General features: G+C 72.4%; 17 protein-coding genes and 1 pseudogene. 9 read left to right on the forward strand and 9 right to left on the reverse strand.

Annotated elements, in window-relative coordinates; genetic code table 11:
• Positions 1-74 precede the first annotated feature (74 nt).
• Positions 75-536 (forward strand): carboxymuconolactone decarboxylase family protein, encoded by a 462-nt coding sequence (locus ACOBQU_RS12780; protein WP_423626732.1) that lies wholly within the window; start codon positions 75-77, stop codon positions 534-536.
• A gap of 103 nt (positions 537-639) precedes the next feature.
• Here the strand turns inward: ACOBQU_RS12780 and ACOBQU_RS12785 are convergent, their stop codons facing one another.
• The 7 genes from ACOBQU_RS12785 to ACOBQU_RS12815 all read right to left on the reverse strand — a co-directional run bounded on the left by ACOBQU_RS12785 (position 640) and on the right by ACOBQU_RS12815 (position 7,348).
• The gene (locus ACOBQU_RS12785) at positions 640-1,302 is read right to left on the reverse strand and encodes an HAD-IA family hydrolase (RefSeq protein ID WP_423626733.1); all 663 of its coding nucleotides are present in this window, start codon (positions 1,300-1,302) and stop codon (positions 640-642) included.
• A gap of 234 nt (positions 1,303-1,536) precedes the next feature.
• On the reverse strand, positions 1,537-2,550 hold the full coding sequence (locus ACOBQU_RS12790) for a hypothetical protein (RefSeq protein WP_423626735.1): 1,014 nt from the start codon (positions 2,548-2,550) through the stop codon (positions 1,537-1,539).
• A gap of 114 nt (positions 2,551-2,664) precedes the next feature.
• A complete protein-coding gene (locus tag ACOBQU_RS12795; RefSeq protein ID WP_423626737.1) occupies positions 2,665-3,081 on the reverse strand; it encodes a hypothetical protein in 417 nt (138 codons plus the stop codon).
• A gap of 44 nt (positions 3,082-3,125) precedes the next feature.
• Positions 3,126-3,722 carry a dihydrofolate reductase family protein gene (locus ACOBQU_RS12800; RefSeq protein WP_423626739.1) on the reverse strand — a complete coding sequence of 199 codons (597 nt, stop codon included), beginning with the start codon at positions 3,720-3,722 and terminating at the stop codon, positions 3,126-3,128.
• A 278-nt stretch (positions 3,723-4,000) separates the two neighbouring features.
• Positions 4,001-4,618, reverse strand: coding sequence for a GNAT family N-acetyltransferase (locus ACOBQU_RS12805; protein WP_423626740.1), 618 nt, complete (start codon positions 4,616-4,618; stop codon positions 4,001-4,003).
• Between the two features lie 99 nt (positions 4,619-4,717).
• Complete coding sequence (locus tag ACOBQU_RS12810; RefSeq protein ID WP_423634435.1) at positions 4,718-5,794, reverse strand: family 2 encapsulin nanocompartment cargo protein polyprenyl transferase; 1,077 nt, start codon at positions 5,792-5,794, stop codon at positions 4,718-4,720.
• A gap of 147 nt (positions 5,795-5,941) precedes the next feature.
• Positions 5,942-7,348: a family 2B encapsulin nanocompartment shell protein gene (locus ACOBQU_RS12815; protein ID WP_423626742.1), complete on the reverse strand. Its 1,407-nt coding sequence runs from the start codon at positions 7,346-7,348 to the stop codon at positions 5,942-5,944.
• 733 nt (positions 7,349-8,081) lie between these two features.
• On the opposite strand from ACOBQU_RS12815, the gene ACOBQU_RS12820 reads away from it, so the two are divergent.
• The 3 genes from ACOBQU_RS12820 (at position 8,082) to ACOBQU_RS12830 (ending at position 10,163) form a co-directional block, all read left to right on the forward strand.
• Entirely contained in the window at positions 8,082-8,315 is a 234-nt protein-coding gene (locus ACOBQU_RS12820) for a hypothetical protein (RefSeq protein WP_380848035.1), read from the forward strand.
• A 161-nt stretch (positions 8,316-8,476) separates the two neighbouring features.
• Positions 8,477-9,067: an N-acetylmuramoyl-L-alanine amidase gene (locus tag ACOBQU_RS12825; RefSeq protein WP_423626744.1), complete on the forward strand. Its 591-nt coding sequence runs from the start codon at positions 8,477-8,479 to the stop codon at positions 9,065-9,067.
• A gap of 151 nt (positions 9,068-9,218) precedes the next feature.
• Positions 9,219-10,163 (forward strand): 1-aminocyclopropane-1-carboxylate deaminase/D-cysteine desulfhydrase, encoded by a 945-nt coding sequence (locus tag ACOBQU_RS12830; RefSeq protein ID WP_423626746.1) that lies wholly within the window; start codon positions 9,219-9,221, stop codon positions 10,161-10,163.
• On the opposite strand, the gene ACOBQU_RS12835 is transcribed toward ACOBQU_RS12830, so the two are convergent.
• Positions 10,154-11,752: a Na+/H+ antiporter gene (locus ACOBQU_RS12835; protein ID WP_423626748.1), complete on the reverse strand. Its 1,599-nt coding sequence runs from the start codon at positions 11,750-11,752 to the stop codon at positions 10,154-10,156. The genes ACOBQU_RS12830 and ACOBQU_RS12835 overlap by 10 nt on opposite strands.
• A gap of 45 nt (positions 11,753-11,797) precedes the next feature.
• Here ACOBQU_RS12835 and ACOBQU_RS12840 point away from each other — a divergent pair, with 45 nt between their 5' ends.
• The 3 genes and pseudogenes from ACOBQU_RS12840 (at position 11,798) to ACOBQU_RS12850 (ending at position 13,877) form a co-directional block, all read left to right on the forward strand.
• On the forward strand, positions 11,798-12,058 hold the full coding sequence (locus ACOBQU_RS12840) for a UBP-type zinc finger domain-containing protein (RefSeq protein WP_423626750.1): 261 nt from the start codon (positions 11,798-11,800) through the stop codon (positions 12,056-12,058).
• Positions 12,059-12,301: 243 nt separating this feature from the next.
• Positions 12,302-12,715: an anti-sigma regulatory factor gene (locus tag ACOBQU_RS12845; RefSeq protein WP_190139359.1), complete on the forward strand. Its 414-nt coding sequence runs from the start codon at positions 12,302-12,304 to the stop codon at positions 12,713-12,715.
• Positions 12,712-13,877 (forward strand): annotated as a pseudogene (locus ACOBQU_RS12850) (RNA polymerase sigma factor SigF). Before ACOBQU_RS12845 ends, ACOBQU_RS12850 begins: the two are co-directional and overlap by 4 nt.
• A gap of 107 nt (positions 13,878-13,984) precedes the next feature.
• On the opposite strand, the gene ACOBQU_RS12855 reads toward ACOBQU_RS12850, so the two are convergent.
• On the reverse strand, positions 13,985-14,446 hold the full coding sequence (locus ACOBQU_RS12855) for a hypothetical protein (RefSeq protein WP_423626752.1): 462 nt from the start codon (positions 14,444-14,446) through the stop codon (positions 13,985-13,987).
• 152 nt (positions 14,447-14,598) lie between these two features.
• Here ACOBQU_RS12855 and ACOBQU_RS12860 point away from each other — a divergent pair, with 152 nt between their 5' ends.
• Together ACOBQU_RS12860 and ACOBQU_RS12865 are read left to right on the forward strand one after the other, a co-directional pair.
• The gene (locus ACOBQU_RS12860) at positions 14,599-15,567 is read left to right on the forward strand and encodes a diacylglycerol/lipid kinase family protein (RefSeq protein ID WP_423626754.1); all 969 of its coding nucleotides are present in this window, start codon (positions 14,599-14,601) and stop codon (positions 15,565-15,567) included.
• A gap of 318 nt (positions 15,568-15,885) precedes the next feature.
• Positions 15,886-16,143 carry a WhiB family transcriptional regulator gene (locus tag ACOBQU_RS12865; protein ID WP_016639615.1) on the forward strand — a complete coding sequence of 86 codons (258 nt, stop codon included), beginning with the start codon at positions 15,886-15,888 and terminating at the stop codon, positions 16,141-16,143.
• The last annotated feature ends 61 nt before the right edge of the window (positions 16,144-16,204 follow it).

Below are 16,204 nucleotides of genomic sequence, written 5' to 3' on the forward strand. Positions count from 1 at the left end.
CCAGCAGATCACGAAGCACGCCCACGGCGGTACCGCGGCCCCGTCGCCATCGCTGTGACATGGAGGACAACGACATGACCACGACCGCGCGCATGCCCAACCCGGCCCAGGTGCTGCCCGGCGCGATGCCCGCCGTGCTCACCCTCCTCAAGGAGGCCACCAAGGGCGGTGTCCCACAGACCGTCCTGGACCTGGTGCACCTGCGGGCCAGCCAGATCAACGGGTGCAGCTACTGCGTCATCGGCGGCGCCCAGAACGCGAAGAAGGCGGGCGAGACCGACGAGCGCCTGTTCGCCGTCGCCGCGTGGCGCGAGGCCCCGTACTTCACGGACGCCGAGCGGGCCGCGCTCGCCCTCGCGGAGGCGGGCACCCGCCTCGCCGACTCCCCCGACCCGGTGCCGGACGCCGTCTGGAACGCGGCCGCCGAGCACTTCACCGAGGAGCAGCTGGCGTCCCTCGTCCTGTGGATCGGCATCACGAACCTGTTCAACCGGGTCAACGCCATCACCCGGCAGCCCGGCGGGACGTCGTGGTGACGGCGCGCACCCCGAGCGCCGGGTGCGCCACCGGAGCAGCGACGTACGCCGCCCCCGCGCGGGACACCGGGTGGGGCGCCCCGCCGCGCCGCCCCCGGCCCGGTCAGCCCAGCAGTGGCGCCAGGGCCGCGCGCAGGTCCTCGGCGCTCCCGAACCGCACGCCCGTCATGCCGAGCGCGACCGCCGCGTCGACGTTCTCCTGGCGGTCGTCCACGAACAGGCAGCGGGTCATGTCGACGCCGAGGCGCTCGGCCGCCCGCTCGTAGATGCGCCGGTCGGGCTTGGCCAGGCCGAGCGCGGCACTGCCGACCACGTCGTCGACGAGCCCGGTCAGACCGAGCAGCGCCAGGTCGTCGTCCAGCCAGGGCGTGGCGTTGGTGACGATCGACACCGGCACGTGCGCGCGGGCGCGGCGCAGCAGGTCGACGACCGTCTGGTCGGCCCAGAACTTGGAGTCGGCGAGCGCGAGGCCGAGTTCACGGCCGCGGTCCAGGGCCAGCCCCTGGCGCTCCGCGAGGCCCGCCGCGATCGACTCCACCCACTGGTCCTTGCCGATCCGCCCGAGCATCAGGGGCAGGTCGGTCTCGGGCGCGAAGGCCACCTCGGCGGTGGCGCCGTCGGGCAGCCCGGCGGCGCGTTCCAGCTCGGCGACGTCCGACATGTCGTAGAAGCGGATGACGCCGTCGAGGTCGGTCAGGACGGCGTCGAAGGGCCGGGGCGCGGTGGGGTCCGCGGGGCGTATGGCCGGGATCTGGGCGGCGGTCACCGGGCGGGGCCTTGGAGTCGGGTCATGCCCCCATCATGCCGGTCACCGGGCTGGCCGGGTGCGCCGTGCCGGTCGCTGGGGCGGGGGTGCCGTGCCCGGTTCCGGAGCGGGCGGGTCCGCGGCCGCTCCCCCGCACGGGCCTCGCCTCCCCCCGCACGGGCCTCGCCTCCCCCGCACGGGGCTCGCCTCCCCCGCCTTCCCTCGCGCGGGCTTCGCCTCCCCCACCGGCCCGGGCTACCCGCTCGCTGGCCCCTTCCCGCCCAGCACCCGTCGCACCACCGCCCGCACCCGGTCCTGGTCGGCGCGCACGGCCTCGTACGCGGACCAGTGGCGGGCGAGGTCCCGGCGCTGCTTCTCGGCGGTGACGGCTGACCACACCCCGACCGTGTTGTGCGTGCGCTTGCACTCGATGTCGGCGACGGCCGTGCCCCGCTCCCGCGGTGTGCGCCCGGTGCGCCCGCGGCCGTCGCGTCCCCATGCCTTGTCCCTGAAGGCCGCCGCGGGGCTCGCGTACCGCTTGTAGCCCTTGTCGACGACACAGTCCGCCCAGGCCTTCAGGGCGCGGCGTATTCGCCCATCCTGGGCGACGGCCTTGTCCAGGGCCGCTTGGCGGTTGACGACGTATCCCGCCATGCGGGTCTCGTCCTTCACGTCCGCCCACAGGCGGCGCTCGGCCCACTGGGCGCAGCCGCCGCTGGGCACAGCGCGGCCGTTGGCCTTGAAGCCGCCCTTCCGGGACGCGGCGGTGCCCGACGGCTCGCCGCGCAGCACGGCGTACTCGTCCCGCGTGATCAGGCGGCCCTTCTGCTGCTCCTTGTCGCGCTCCCGGGGCGCGTCACGCACCACGCCGTACCCCGACCGGCGGGCTTCTCCGAGGTCGAGCGTGCCGTACAGGGTGGTCGAGTACACCGTCAGGACATGGGTGTCGGCCATGGTGGTGGGGCGCTCGCGCCAGCGGGACGGGAAGTCGGCGAAGCCGTGGGACCGCATGCACCGCTGTGTGAGGCGGCGGACCGCCGCCTCCTGACGGCCGTAGTCCCGCCTGCTGAACTCGTACCGGTCCAGGGGCAGTTCGGGCAGGTCGCGCTCGGTCCTCACCACGGGCGTGCCGGGCGTCGATGGTTCGCCGTCCGCCGTGCCGCTCCCGCGCGTCACGGAGGCGCATCCGGCGACGGCCAGCACCATGACCACGGTGGCCATCCACCGCGCCCACCGCGTCACCCGCGTCGCCGCCCACGTCGACCTCATGCAGCCAACGGTATCGGCGCCCACTGACAATCGGCCGTCGAGGACGTCCGCCCGCGCAGCGCCCGGCGCCCGGCCGCCGCGTCCGAAGTCCGGTCCGGGCGCCCGGCGTTGGGCTCAGCCGCCCTCGCCGGGCCCGGGACCCTGCACGCCCTTCGCCTCCTTCGCCTCCTTCGCCTCCGCGCCTTCGGCCTCGGTGCCTTCAGCTTTGGCGCCTTCAGATGTGACGCGTGCGGTCTCGCTGTCAGCGCTCTCGCTGCCCTCGGCCCGGCCCTCGGCGGGAATTCCGCCCTCCGGCCGGTGGCCGCGTCGGCGCTTGCTCTTGAACCCACGGCCCGGTCCAGCCTTCTCCTCGGGCTCCTCGGTGACACACGCGTCGCACTGGGGGTTGCGGCAAGGCGCCGGGCCCCACACGGGGACGTACGCCCCGAGCACCTTGCGTCGCTTGATGGCCGTGCCGACAGGCCGTCCGCAGCTCGGGCACACGGGCTCGCTCTGCGCACGGGGGACGGACCGGCGTCCATCGCTGCCCATGTCTCCAGGGTAGGGCGGTACTGGAGGGTCGGACAGCCCAGCGGTCACCCCTTCGCGGGCCTGCGTACGTAGTGCCGTACGACGACGCCGTTGCCGAAGACCCGGGACTCGGTCAGCGCGAACTCGCTGACGGCGCTCTCCACGCCCGCGAACATCGGCATGCCCGAGCCGAGCAGCACGGGGTACGTCTTGAGGACCAGCTCGTCGATGTCGTCGTACAGCTGGCCCGCGAGCTGTGCGCCGCCGCACAGCCAGATGCCGAGGTCGCCGTCCTCCGCCTTGAGGGCGCGGACCGCGCCGACGAGGTCGTCGGCGATGATCTCGACGTTCGGGTGGGGCGACTCGCGGAGGCTGCGCGAGGCGACATACTCGCGCAGGTGCCCGTACGGGCTCGCCAGGCCCTCGTCCAGGCCGAGCTGGTAGCTGTTCCGGCCCTGGATGACCGTGTCGAACTTCTGGTTGGGCACGTCGTCGAAGCCGAGGGCGCGGCGCCCCGCGACGGAGACGGTCTCCGGGTACTCCGTCCTAAGGAAGTGCAGGAACTCGTCGTCCACGAACTTCATGTAGGAGTTGGCGTCGCCGCCCGGGTCGCCGATGAAGCCGTCGATCGACACGGCGACGAAGTAGGTGAGCTTGCGCAAGCTGGGTCTCTTTCCGCAGGAGGCAGGGAGGGATCGCGGTCCGGGCGACGGTCGGGTCGCCCCATCCCGCGAACCACTCCAGTTATAGTACTGCAAGTGCAGTGATGTCTAGGGGGGCGCGTCGGCCCAATACGGGCTGGTGGGACCAACGCAGGGCTGGCGGCCCGACGCCGGACTGGCCGGACCAACGCCGGACCGGCGGCCCGCTCGATGCCCGGTCCGCCCTGGCGCGACGCCGCCCGCCCTGGTGCGTCACCCGGGGGGACCGGAACCCTGGCTCAGGAACCCCGCGGCTCCCGCCACATCGGCCACATCCGGGGCCCGCCGGGCAGTTCCACCGCCGGGCCGACGTCCGTGAAGCCAAGGCGCTGATAGAGCCTGCGGCTGCGCTCGCTGCTCGCCTCCAGGTACGCGTGCAGCCCCTCGCGGTCGCACTGGTCGAGGACCGTGGAGACGAGCGCGGTCCCTATCCCCTCGCCCTGCCGCCCGGGCCGTACGGCGATGAGGTGCAGGTACTGGTGCGCGCGGTCGGTCGGGTGGGCCTCGGACGTCAGCTGGCCGACCAGCTCGACGCGTTCGTTGTCCGGGTCGACGGCCTCCCGGAGCTGCGCCGGAGTGTCGGCGGTCTCCGTAGCGACGGCGCCGCCCTCATGGGGCGCGCCCTCGGGCACGGACCACCACAGCGCCGCGGCCGAGCCGTCCTCGGCGACGTCCACGAACCCCTCGGCGAACGCGATGTCGAGGAAGGCGGCCATCAGCGCGCCGTGCCGCTGCCGCCAGTGCTGCTCGTCCGGGAACAGCCAGGTGCTCACCGGGTCCCGCCGGAAGGCCTCGTCGAGCAGACGCACCACGTCCGCCCGGTCGTCCTCGGTCGCTCTCCGGATCGCCACGCCCACGGCCACCACCCCTTCAGATCAACTCCCGCCCCCGTTCCGCCGGTTGCAGCCTAGGTGATCGTTTTGTGAAGGGCGACGGCCCGGACGTGCTCCGGCGGGTCAGCGAGATCTGCGCGTGACGAACTCCGCGAGGGCGAGCAGTCCGCCCGCCCGCTCGGGGTCCGGCACCGCGCGGGCCAGCTCGCCCAGGGCCAGGGCCATCCGGTCGGCCGCGTGGAGCTGCGCCCAGTCCCGTCCGCCCGCGCCCTCGACGACCCGGGCCATGCGCTCCGGGTCGCCGTCGGCGGCGTCCTGCCGGTACAGCGCGGCGAGGGTCGCGCCGTCCTCCGTACCGGAGGCGAGCGCGGCCACCACCGGCAGCGACTTCTTGCGTGCCACGAGGTCCGCGCGGGCCGGTTTCCCGGTGCGCGCGGGGTCTCCCCAGATGCCGATGACGTCGTCGATGAGCTGGAAGGCGAGCCCGGCCTGACGGCCGAACCCGTCGAGGGCGGCCACCGTGTCGCCATCCGCTCCCGCGTACAGCGCGCCGATCGCGCAGGCGCAGCCGAGGAGCGCCCCCGTCTTGGCCTCCGCCATCGCCAGGCACTCGTCGAGGGTGACCTCGTCGGGCGCCCGCGCTTCGAGCGCGCAGTCCGTCTGCTGCCCGGCGCACAGCTCCACCACGCAGGCGGCGAGGCGGGCGGCCGCCGCCGGGGCCCCCGGGTGGGGGTCCTCGGCGAGCAGCCGCTGCGCCAGGGCCTGCAACGCGTCCCCGGCGAGGATCGCGTCGGCCTCGCCGAACACGGCCCAGGCGGTGGGCCGGTGGCGGCGCGTCGCGTCGTGGTCCATGACGTCGTCGTGGAGCAGGGTGAAGTTGTGCGTCAGCTCCACGGCGGTCGCCGCCCGCGCCGCGGCGGCGGGGTCGCCGCCGAGCGCCCGGACGGCGGCCAGGACGAGCGCGGGCCGGATGGCCTTGCCCGCGCTCCCCGCCGCGGGCGTGCCGTCCGCGCGCTCCCAGCCGAAGTGGTACAGCGCGACGCGGCGCAGGGAGCCGGGCAGCGACTCCACCGCCCCGCGCAGCTCCGGGTCGACGCAGCGCCGCGCCGCCGCGAGGATCTCCGCCGCCTCGTACCCGCGGGTGCGGCCGAGCCCGTGCCCCTGGGAGTGCCCGCGCACCGGGCGCGCACAGTCCGTCATGTCCGTGGTGTCCGTCATGGACTCACCCCGGTGTGGCGGCGGACAGTGGCCGACCCTTGGCCTGTGGGCGCGTACGGAAGGGGCGGACCCGGCGTCGCTGGAGGGGACACCGGCGCGGGCGGCCCCGCCACGGGCACGGGCGGTGGCTCACTGCCAGCGGCCGATCTCGACGTTCTCCAGGATGCCGAGCGCGTCGGGGACCAGGACCGCCGCCGAGTAGTACGTCGACACCAGGTAGGAGATGATCGCCTGCTCGCTGATGCCCATGAAGCGCACGGACAGGCTGGGCTCGATCTCGTCCGGGATGCCCGCCTGGCGCAGGCCGATGACGCCCTGCTCCTCCTCGCCCGTACGCATGCAGATGATCGACGTGGTCCGCGCCTCGGTCACCGGGATCTTGTTGCACGGGAAGATCGGCACGCCGCGCCAGGTGGGGATGCGGTGACCGGCCATGTCGATGGTCTCCGGGACCAGGCCGCGCTTGTTGCACTCGCGGCCGAACGCGGCGATCGCGCGCGGGTGGGCGAGGAACAGCTTCGATCCGCGCCTGCGGCTGAGCAGTTCGTCCAGGTCGTCCGGGCTCGGTACGCCGTCGTGCGGCTGGATGCGCTGGTCGTACTCGCAGTTGTTGAGCAGGCCGAACTCGCGGTTGTTGATGAGCTCGTGCTCCTGGCGCTCCTTCAAGGCCTCCACGGTGAGCCGCAGTTGCTGCTCGGTCTGGTTCATCGGCTGGTTGTAGAGGTCGGCCACGCGCGTGTGGATGCGCAGCACGGTCTGGGCGACGCTCAGCTCGTACTCGCGCGGGCGGGCCTCGTAGTCCACGTAGGTGCCGGGCAGGACGGCCTCGCCCACGTGGCCCGCGGAGAGGTCGATGGCCGCCTCTCCGTACTCGTTGGTGCGCTGGGCGGGGATGGAGCGCAGGCGGTCAAGGTGGGCGCGCAGGGATTCGGAGCGCTCGGCGACCTGCTCCAGGTCCTGGCGCGGCAGCGTCAGGACCGTGCAGGCGGTCACCGCGCGCACCGTGTACTCCCAGATGGTCTCCGAGTCGACCAGGGCCTGCTCTCCGAAGTACGCGCCGTCGGCGAGCGTCCCGAGGACGGTGTCGTCTCCGTAGGGGCCGGTGCCGATCTGCTCGGCGCGGCCGTGCGCGAGCAGGAACACCTCGTCGGCCTGACTGCCGAAGGAGGCGAGGACCGACCCGGCCTCGAACTCCCGCTGCTGGCAGCGCTGGGCGAGCTCGGCGAGCACGTCCTGGTCCTCGAAGTCGCGCAGCACCGGCAGCTCACCGAGCTCGGCGGGGATGACCTCGACGCGGTCTCCCGTCTTGATGAAGGTGACCCGGCCGTCGCCGACCGAGTAACTCGTCCTGCGGTTCACACGGTACGTACCGCCCTGTACCTGCACCCAGGGCAGCATTCGCAGCAGCCAGCGGGAGCTGATCTCCTGCATCTGCGGCACGGACTTGGTGGTGGTGGCCAGATTCCGCGCGGCAGAAGTGCCGAGACTCTGCTGCGGCCTGCCTTCATCCGTACGGATCTCTTCGCCTACCGACATTGACAACGCCCTCCCGATGATGTGCTGAATGCGCGCACGCAAGCCTTTCAGCACCGCGAGTGCGGCCGCCATTACACAAAAGAGCGGGAATGGATGTGGGTCCGACGGGGCACATCGGGGTGCACCAGGCGGGATCATTCGTACGTTCATCCACGTTCGGTGGATAACGCCCGGCGCCCGGTGAACACCGGGCGGCAGCCTGGCCGCGCACGGCGTCACGAGATGGATCCCCCTCTACGGGGCGAACGGAACCCTCGCTACGGGGCAAACGGAACCCTCGCTACGGGGCGAACGATTCAAGCCAACCATAAGAGTCAGCACTTGACTTCAGGCGGCGGCAGCCAAACAGCAGTCAAACGGATTCCGCAGGCCGAGGAATTACTGATCGGGTCCGCCGCGCACGGAACTCGGGGAGCGGGGCACGCATTTCCTCAGCTAGTCGGGCGGGGCCGCTCGCCTGCGCGGACGCCAGGCCCTCGCGCGGTGCGCCGCAGTGGGCCGCCGACCACGCGGGCCGCACCCCGGATCCCGGGCACGGCTTCCACTTCCTGCCGTGCTTCACCGCCACGTTCCAGCCCGAGTATCACGCGCTGTACACGCGCCCCTGCCCCGGGGCGGCGGGAACTCCAAGATCCGGCGGCACGTTGAGGAGGACGAGGGGCACGAACGCGGTGTTCGGACCCCCAGCGTCCATGGGCCCACCATCCGCAGCACACCGTCAGGAGAGAGCGACATGGCAGGCTTCCTCGACCGAGCCAGGGAACAGGTGCAGCAGGGTCTCACCCAGGGCAAGCAGAAGCTGGACGACGTCCAGGCGCAGCGCGCGGGCAACGACCTGCTGAAGCAGCTGGGCGCGGCGTACTACGCGGAGCGCCGCGGCAGCGGCACGCCCGACGCCACCCAGCAGGCCCTGTCCGCCCTTGAGGCGCACATAGCGACGCACGGGGACGGCTTCCTCCGGGCCTGACCCGCACCGTGCCACCGCCTCCGCGCGGGCGCTGACCGGATCGACTCGCACGCGAGCCCGAACAGGGCGCGAACAGATGGTTCGCGCCCTGATGTTCCGGTATCAACCAGCGTACGAGGCGGCCGCGACCGGCGGCCGTCGCGCCCGCGAAGGAGGCGGCCATGGCCACACCCATGTCCGCGAACAGATTCCTGGACGCGCTGCGGGACGAAGGCGTGACCGTCGTCGAAGTCGGCAACTGGCGCGAGCACAATCGCAACCACAAAGGCCCCTGGGGCCCGGTGCACGGCGTGATGATCCACCACACGGTGACGTCCGGCGCCAAGAACACCGTACGCATCTGCCGCGAGGGCTACGAGGGCCTGCCCGGCCCTCTGTGCCACGGCGTGATCACCAAGGACGGCCGCGTCCACCTCGTCGGCTACGGCCGCGCCAACCACGCGGGCCTCGGCGACGACGAGGTTCTGCGCGCCGTCATCGCCGAGCGCCGACTGCCGCCGGACAACGAGGCCAACACCGACGGCAACCGCCACTTCTACGGCTTCGAGTGCGAGAACCTCGGCGACGGCGAGGACCCCTGGCCCGAGGCCCAGCTCGACGCCATCGAGCGCGTCTCCGCCGCGATCTGCCGCCACCACGGGTGGACGGCCCGCTCGGTGATCGGCCACCTGGAGTGGCAGCCCGGCAAGATAGACCCGAAGGGCTTCACGATGGACAGCATGCGGGACCGGATCCACGAGCGGCTGAAGTAGCCCCTCCCGGACCACCGCGCTCCCAGTTCCCCCCTTGCACCTACTCCCACGGCCCCACCAACCCCCCACGCCCGGCCCCGGCCGCCTCCGTGCGGCCCCACGGCGCAGGGCTCACCAGGAATCCGCGTCGCCCCGGAGCGACAATGGCCTGGTGCCCGACACCCCGCCGCCCCCTCCGAACCCGCCCGCGCTGCGCCCCGCCCTGCCCACCCCTCTCCAGCCGGTCGCCGACCCACGCTTCGACGAGCACGGCGTCCGCCTCCTGCTCAAGCGCGACGACCGCATCCACCCGGCCCTGCCGGGCAACAAGTACCGCAAGCTGGCCCTCAACCTGGAGCGCGCGCGGGCCGAGGGCCACCGGGCGCTGCTCACGTTCGGCGGGGCGTACTCCAACCACCTGAGGGCCACGGCCGCGGCGGGCCGCCTCCTCGGCTTCGCGACTGTCGGCGTCGTCCGCGGCGACGAGCTGGCCCACCAGCCCCTCAACCCGTCCCTCGCCCAGTGCGCCGCCGACGGCATGCGCCTGCACTTCGTCGACAGGGCGACGTACCGGCAGAAGACGACGCCCGCCGTCCTCGCCGCGCTCCAGCGGGAGACGGCCACCGAGGACGCGTACGTCATCCCCGAGGGCGGCAGCAACGCCCTCGCCGTGCACGGCTGCACGGCGCTCGGCGAGGAGCTGCGCGGCCGCACGGACGTCGCCGCCGTGGCCTGCGGCACCGGCGGCACTCTCGCGGGCCTGGCCGCGGGCCTCGCCCCGCGGCAGCGGGCCCTCGGCATACCCGTCCTCAAGGGCGGGTTCCTCGCCACGGAGATACGGGGCCTCCAGCGCGCCGCCTTCGGTGCCCCCACCGCCAACTGGACCGTGGACGACCGCTTCCACTGCGGCGGCTTCGCCCGCACCACCGACGCGCTCACCGCCTTCGCCGACGACTTCGAGGACCGGCACGGCCTCCCCGTGGAGCGCGTCTACGTCGCCAAGCTCCTGTACGCGCTGACCGCCCTCTCCGAAGAGGGGGCCTTCGCTCCGGGGACGACGGTCACCGCCGTCGTCACCGGCACTCCCGAACCCGGCTCAGCGGGGCCTCACTCCTGAACCTCCCGGTAGGCGGCCGCCTCCTCCAGGTCCAGCTTGCGCAGCAGGGTCCGCAGCAGCTCGTCGTCGATGCGCCGCTCGTCGCGCATCCGCACGAACACCTCGCGCTCGGCCGCGATCGCCTCGCGCGCGAGCCTGCGGTAGGTGTCGTCCGCGGACTCCCCCGTCACCGGGTTGGACTGCCCGAGCCGCTCCCACACGGAGTTGCGGCGCCGCTCCAGAACCGTGCGCAGACGGTCCTGGAGGGGCCCTGGAAGGCGGTTGCGCTCGTCCGCCATCAATGCGTCGAGGCGGGCCTCCGCGGCCTGTGAGGCGGCGTTCTGCGCCTGCGCCTCGGCGAGCGTGCGGGCCTGCGTGTCGGGCGCGGGCATCCTGAGGACCTTGATGAGCCAGGGCAGCGAGAGCCCCTGCACCACCAGCGTGCCGATGACCGTGGTGAAGGTCAGGAAGAGCACGAGGTTGCGGGCGGGGAAGTCCTCGCCGTCGTCCATGGCGAGCGGGATCGAGAAGGCGATCGCCAGCGACACCACACCTCGCATCCCGGCCCAGCTCACGATCAGCGGCCGCCGCCAGTCCATGTCGCTCTCCCGCTCCCGGATCCGCCGCGACACCAGGCGCGGCAGATACGTCGCCGGATACGACCACACGAAGCGCACCGCGACCACGACGACGAAGACCGCGACCGCGTACCAGACGGCCTGCCCCACGCTGTACTCACCGAGGTCCCGCAGGACGACGGGCAGCTGGAGCCCGATGAGCGCGAACACCGCCGACTCCAGGAGGAACCCCACCACCCTCCACACCGCCGCCTCCTGGAGCCGCGTCTCGAAGTCGACCTGCCAGGAGCGGTGCCCCAGGTAGAGGGCCACCACGACGACGGCCAGCACTCCGGAGGCGTGGACCTGCTCCGCGGCGGCGTACGCGACGAAGGGGATGAGCAGCGACAGGGTGTTCTGGAGCAGCGCCTCCCTCAGATGGGTGCGCAGCCAGTGGATCGGCACCATCAGGAGCAGCCCCACACCGACGCCGCCGACCGCCGCCACCAGGAACTCCTCGATGCCGCCCGCCCAGCTCGCGCCCTCGCCGACGGCCGCGGCGAGCGCCACCTTGTAGGCGGTGATCGCCGTGGCGTCGTTCACCAGGGACTCGCCCTGGAGGATCGTGGTGAGGCGCGAGGGCAGCCCCACCCGGCGCGCGATGGCGGTGGCCGCGACGGCGTCCGGCGGGGCGATCACGGCCCCCAGGACCAGCGCGGCGGTCAGCGGAAGGTCGGGGATCAGCAGGTACGCGAGCCAGCCGACGACCACCGTCGCGAACAGAACGTAACCGACCGACAGGAGCGCCACGGGCCGCACATTGGCGCGCAGGTCCAGATACGAGCTCTCCAGGGCGGCCGTGTGCAGCAGCGGCGGCAGCACCAGGGGCAGCACTACGTGCGGGTCGAGGTGGTAGTCGGGCACCCCGGGGACGTACGAGGCGATCAGCCCGACGCCGACCAGGAGCAGCGGCGCGGGCACCGGTGTCCGGCGCGCGGCACCCGCCACGGCGGCGCTCGCCGCGATCAGTGCCACCAGGGGCAGTACGTCCATGGCGAGGCCCTCCACCGTCCGCTCTCCCGTCGTAACCTGGCCATCATGAACGAGTGCTCGCACGTCAGCGCGCTGCCCCGCCCCGAGCCCGCGCCCCTGAGCGACACCTGCCTGGAGTGCCTGGCGGTCGGCAGCCACCCCGTGCAGCTGCGGCTGTGCCTGGAGTGCGGGCACGTCGGCTGCTGCGACTCCTCGCCCTTCCAGCACGCGACGGCACACTTCAAAGAGACCGGTCACCCTGTGATGCGAACCTTCGAGCTGGGCGAGAGCTGGCGTTGGTGCTTTGTCGACGGTTCGATCGTCTGACGCCTGGGTACGTCAACCCGACGCTCGTTCTTTCCAATTGGGCCCGCGCAACCCCTAGCCACTGTCCGTACTCATAGGCTTACTATGAGTGACAGCAACGGGGCGGGGCCCTGGGACACGGAACTGAGCAGCGCGGTAGCGTCACCGCTGAAAGACGAGGTGCGTTACCCGAGTGACGCAGTCCGGACCGCCACGGCGCGGCCCCGGAGCCCCGAAAACGCTTGTACCACCTTGGAGGTGAGGGTGTCCCAGATCGCAGGCGAGCCCGGAAACCAGGACTTCGTCGAGGTCCGCCTTCCGGCTGCGGGTGCCTACCTGTCGGTGCTGCGTACGGCCACGGCCGGACTCGCGGCGCGCTTGGACTTCACCCTGGACGAGATCGAGGACCTCCGCATCGCGGTCGACGAGGCCTGCGCGATCCTGCTCCAGCAGGCCGTGCCCGGATCGGTGCTCCGCTGCGTCTTCCGGCTCGTCGACGACTCGCTGGAGGTGACCGTCTCGGCGCCCACCACCGACGGCCGCGCCCCGGAGCGGGACACGTTCGCCTGGACCGTGCTCTCGGCGTTGGCGGGCATGGTGGACTCCTCGGTCGGCGACGACAAAACCGTTTCGATCAGCCTCTACAAGAAGCGCGGCGCGGGACCCGGGCCGGCGTGAGGAACGGGGACGGGCCGGTGCGGGACGAAGAGCGCGGAGCGCACGGCAAGCACGGTCTGCCCGCCCGCGGCAGGGGCGGCACGCGTCCGGGAGGGCGCGGTCCGGTGGAGCCGGGGCCTGCCCCCGGCGGCATCCCCGAGCAGCAGGCCAGGCCGCACCCGGAGGACCCGGAGCAGTCCGGTCCGCCCGTGGCGGCCGACGGGACAGCGATGCCGGAGCAGGCAGAGCCGATCGCCGAGGGCGGCTTCGACGAGCTGTCCGGGCCGGTCGGCGGGCGACAGGACCAAGTAGGCGCCGCACGCAGGGGGTCCCCCGGGCGTCCAGCACGGGGGACGGCTCCCCGGAAGGGCGGCGGCTGGTGACGGGCGGGACGATGAGCGAGCACGAGCAGCACAGCCGACACGATCCACAGGACCGCAGCGGCGCGCGAGCGATGTTCGTCGAGCTGCGCTCGCTGGCGGACGGCAGCCCGGAGTACGCGGAGCTGCGCAACCAGCTGGTCCGCATGCACCTGCCGCTCGTGGAGCACCTGGCCCGCCGCTTCCGCAACCGCGGCGAGCCGCTGGACGATCTGACCCAGGTCGCCACGATCGGCCTGATCAAGTCCGTGGACCGCTTCGACCCGGACCGCGGCGTGGAGTTCTCGACGTACGCGACGCCCACGGTCGTCGGCGAGATCAAGCGCCACTTCCGCGACAAGGGCTGGGCGGTGCGCGTCCCGAGGCGCCTTCAGGAGCTGCGCCTCGCCCTGACGACGGCGACCGCCGAGCTGTCGCAGCTGCACGGCCGCTCCCCCACCGTGCACGAGCTGGCCGAGAAGCTGGCGATCTCCGAAGAGGAGGTCCTGGAGGGCCTGGAGTCGGCGAACGCGTACTCCACGCTGTCCCTGGACGTCCCGGACACGGACGACGAGTCCCCGGCCGTCGCGGACACCCTCGGCGCGGAGGACGAGGCCCTGGAGGGCGTCGAGTACCGCGAGTCCCTGAAGCCGCTCCTGGAGGACCTGCCGCCCCGCGAGAAGCGCATCCTGCTGCTCCGCTTCTTCGGGAACATGACCCAGTCGCAGATCGCCCAAGAGGTCGGCATCTCCCAGATGCACGTCTCCCGGCTGCTGGCCCGCACGCTGGCCCAGCTGCGGGAGAAGCTCCTCGTCGAGGAGTGACCGCGCGCGGCCGCGGTATGGCCGCTCCCGTGACGCGGTACCGGCCGCTCCCGTGACGCGGGGGCCTTCGAGGAGTGACACCGGAGGCGGAGCGCGGCGGCTCCCGCTCAGCGGCCCTTGCCGCCGCCCTCTGGGACCTCACCGGGGCGACCGATGCCGAGGGCCTCGGTCGTGGCGGGGTGGATGAGCAGGACGAGCGCGGCGACGGCGACGGCGGCGAGCGCGATGCCGCCGGGGATCATCGCGCTGTCCGCCTGGAGGAGCTGCCACGCCACGGGCAGGGCCATGATCTGCGTGATGATCGCGGGCCCCCGGGCCCAGCGGCGCAGCCCCAGGAGGCCGCGCGCCGCGAGCAGCGGAAGCAGCGCCAGGACGATCAGCGTGACACCGCCGGTCACGGCCTGGCTCGGGTTGTCGGGGCTGCCCGCGAGGCCCATCACGAGCATGTAGGCACCGCCGACGACGAGGGCGAGGCCCTCAAGGGCGGCGAGCGCCGCGGCGGCCGTCAGGCGCCCGGGACGCGGGCCCGACGCCGGGGCTTCAGGGGTGGTCTTCGGCTCAGTGCTCACCGTTCGAGGGTAGCCGCGCGGGCGCGCGCCCCGGCACGACGGTGCGCACGGGGCGTACCGCGCACCAGGACGCACCAGGTGGCGCCCGTGCGGGGCCCTTGGCCCAGACCTCGGTCTGGGCCGGGTAAAGACCGGTGGGTAGGCTGCTGCGCATGCGTGCACTACTCGTGGTCAACCCGGCGGCTACTACCACCAGTGCGCGCACGCGTGACGTGCTGATCCACGCGCTCGCCAGCGAGATGAAGCTGGAGGCGGTCACTACGGAGTACCGGGGTCACGCCCGGGACCTCGGCCGCCAGGCGGCGGAGAGCAAGGACATCGAGCTGGTGGTCGCCCTGGGCGGCGACGGCACCGTCAACGAGGTCGTCAACGGTCTCCTGCACGACGGCCCCTCTCCGGAGAGCCTGCCCCGCCTCGCCGTGGTCCCCGGGGGCTCCACCAACGTCTTCGCCCGCGCCCTGGGGCTGCCGAACGACGCCGTGGAGGCGACGGGCGCCCTGCTGGACGCGCTGCGTGAGGGCGGCGAACGGACGGTGAGCCTGGGCCGCGTCTCGGGCACTCCGGGCACGGAGGACGAGGCGGTGCCGCCGCGCTGGTTCACCTTCGCGGCGGGGCTCGGTTTCGACGCGGGCGTGGTCGGCCGGGTCGAGCAGCACAGGGAGCGGGGCAAGCGCTCGACGCACGCCCTTTACGTGCGCCAGGTGGTACGCCAGTTCCTCGGGGAGAGCGACCGCCGACACGGCTCGATCACCCTGGAGCGGGCGGGCGAGGAGCCCGTGACCGACCTGGTGATGTCCATAGTCTGCAACACCTCTCCGTGGTCCTACCTGGGCAATCGCCCGCTGTACGCGTCTCCGAAGGCGTCGTTCGACACGGGCCTCGACGTGCTGGGACTCAAGCGTCTTTCGACCGCCTCGGTGGCGAAGTACGGCACTCAGCTGCTGCGCTCGACGCCCGAGCGCGGCCCGCGCGGCAAGAACGCCGTCTCGCTGCACGACCTGACCGACTTCACCTTGCATTCCAAGGCGCCCCTGCCCCTCCAGATGGACGGTGACCACTTGGGGCTGCGGACGAGCGTGACGTTCACAGGCGTACGCCGTGCACTGCGTGTGATTGTGTGAGTGGAAGGGCCTAAAGTCCTTTCACTCGAACGTTTAGGCCAGGATCCACCCCATGGAAGTACGGCTGTGACCCAGTCGACACTGAGGAATCAAAAAAAACTTTCCGGAAGGGGTTGTATCCGCAGCCGAGGTTTGCGAATCTCTACTTGGCGATCGGGACGGCCCGCATCATCGGCCCCCACAGAGAGCCAGAACCCCTCCTCTCACACAAGGTCCACACCAGGCAACTGGGAGTCGGCCCTTCCCGCGCGGAGGGATTCGTGAAAGCGTTCACATTCACAAGCATCTTGCATGTAAGACCAAGGAGAGGTAGCAGCCATGGACTGGCGTCACAACGCCGTTTGCCGCGAGGAAGACCCCGAGCTGTTCTTCCCCATCGGCAACACCGGTCCTGCGCTGCTGCAGATCGAGGAAGCCAAGGCCGTCTGCCGTCGCTGCCCCGTCATGGAGCAGTGCCTGCAGTGGGCGCTTGAGTCCGGCCAGGACTCCGGCGTCTGGGGTGGCCTCAGCGAGGACGAGCGCCGCGCGATGAAGCGCCGCGCCGCCCGCAACCGGGCGCGCCAGGCCAGCGCCTGACGCCCACGCCCCACGAGCCTGAGCCCGGCGGCGCGTGCAGCGCGTACGCAACCCCCGCCCC

The organism is Streptomyces sp. G45 (assembly GCF_049542095.1).
Classification (GTDB): domain Bacteria; phylum Actinomycetota; class Actinomycetes; order Streptomycetales; family Streptomycetaceae; genus Streptomyces.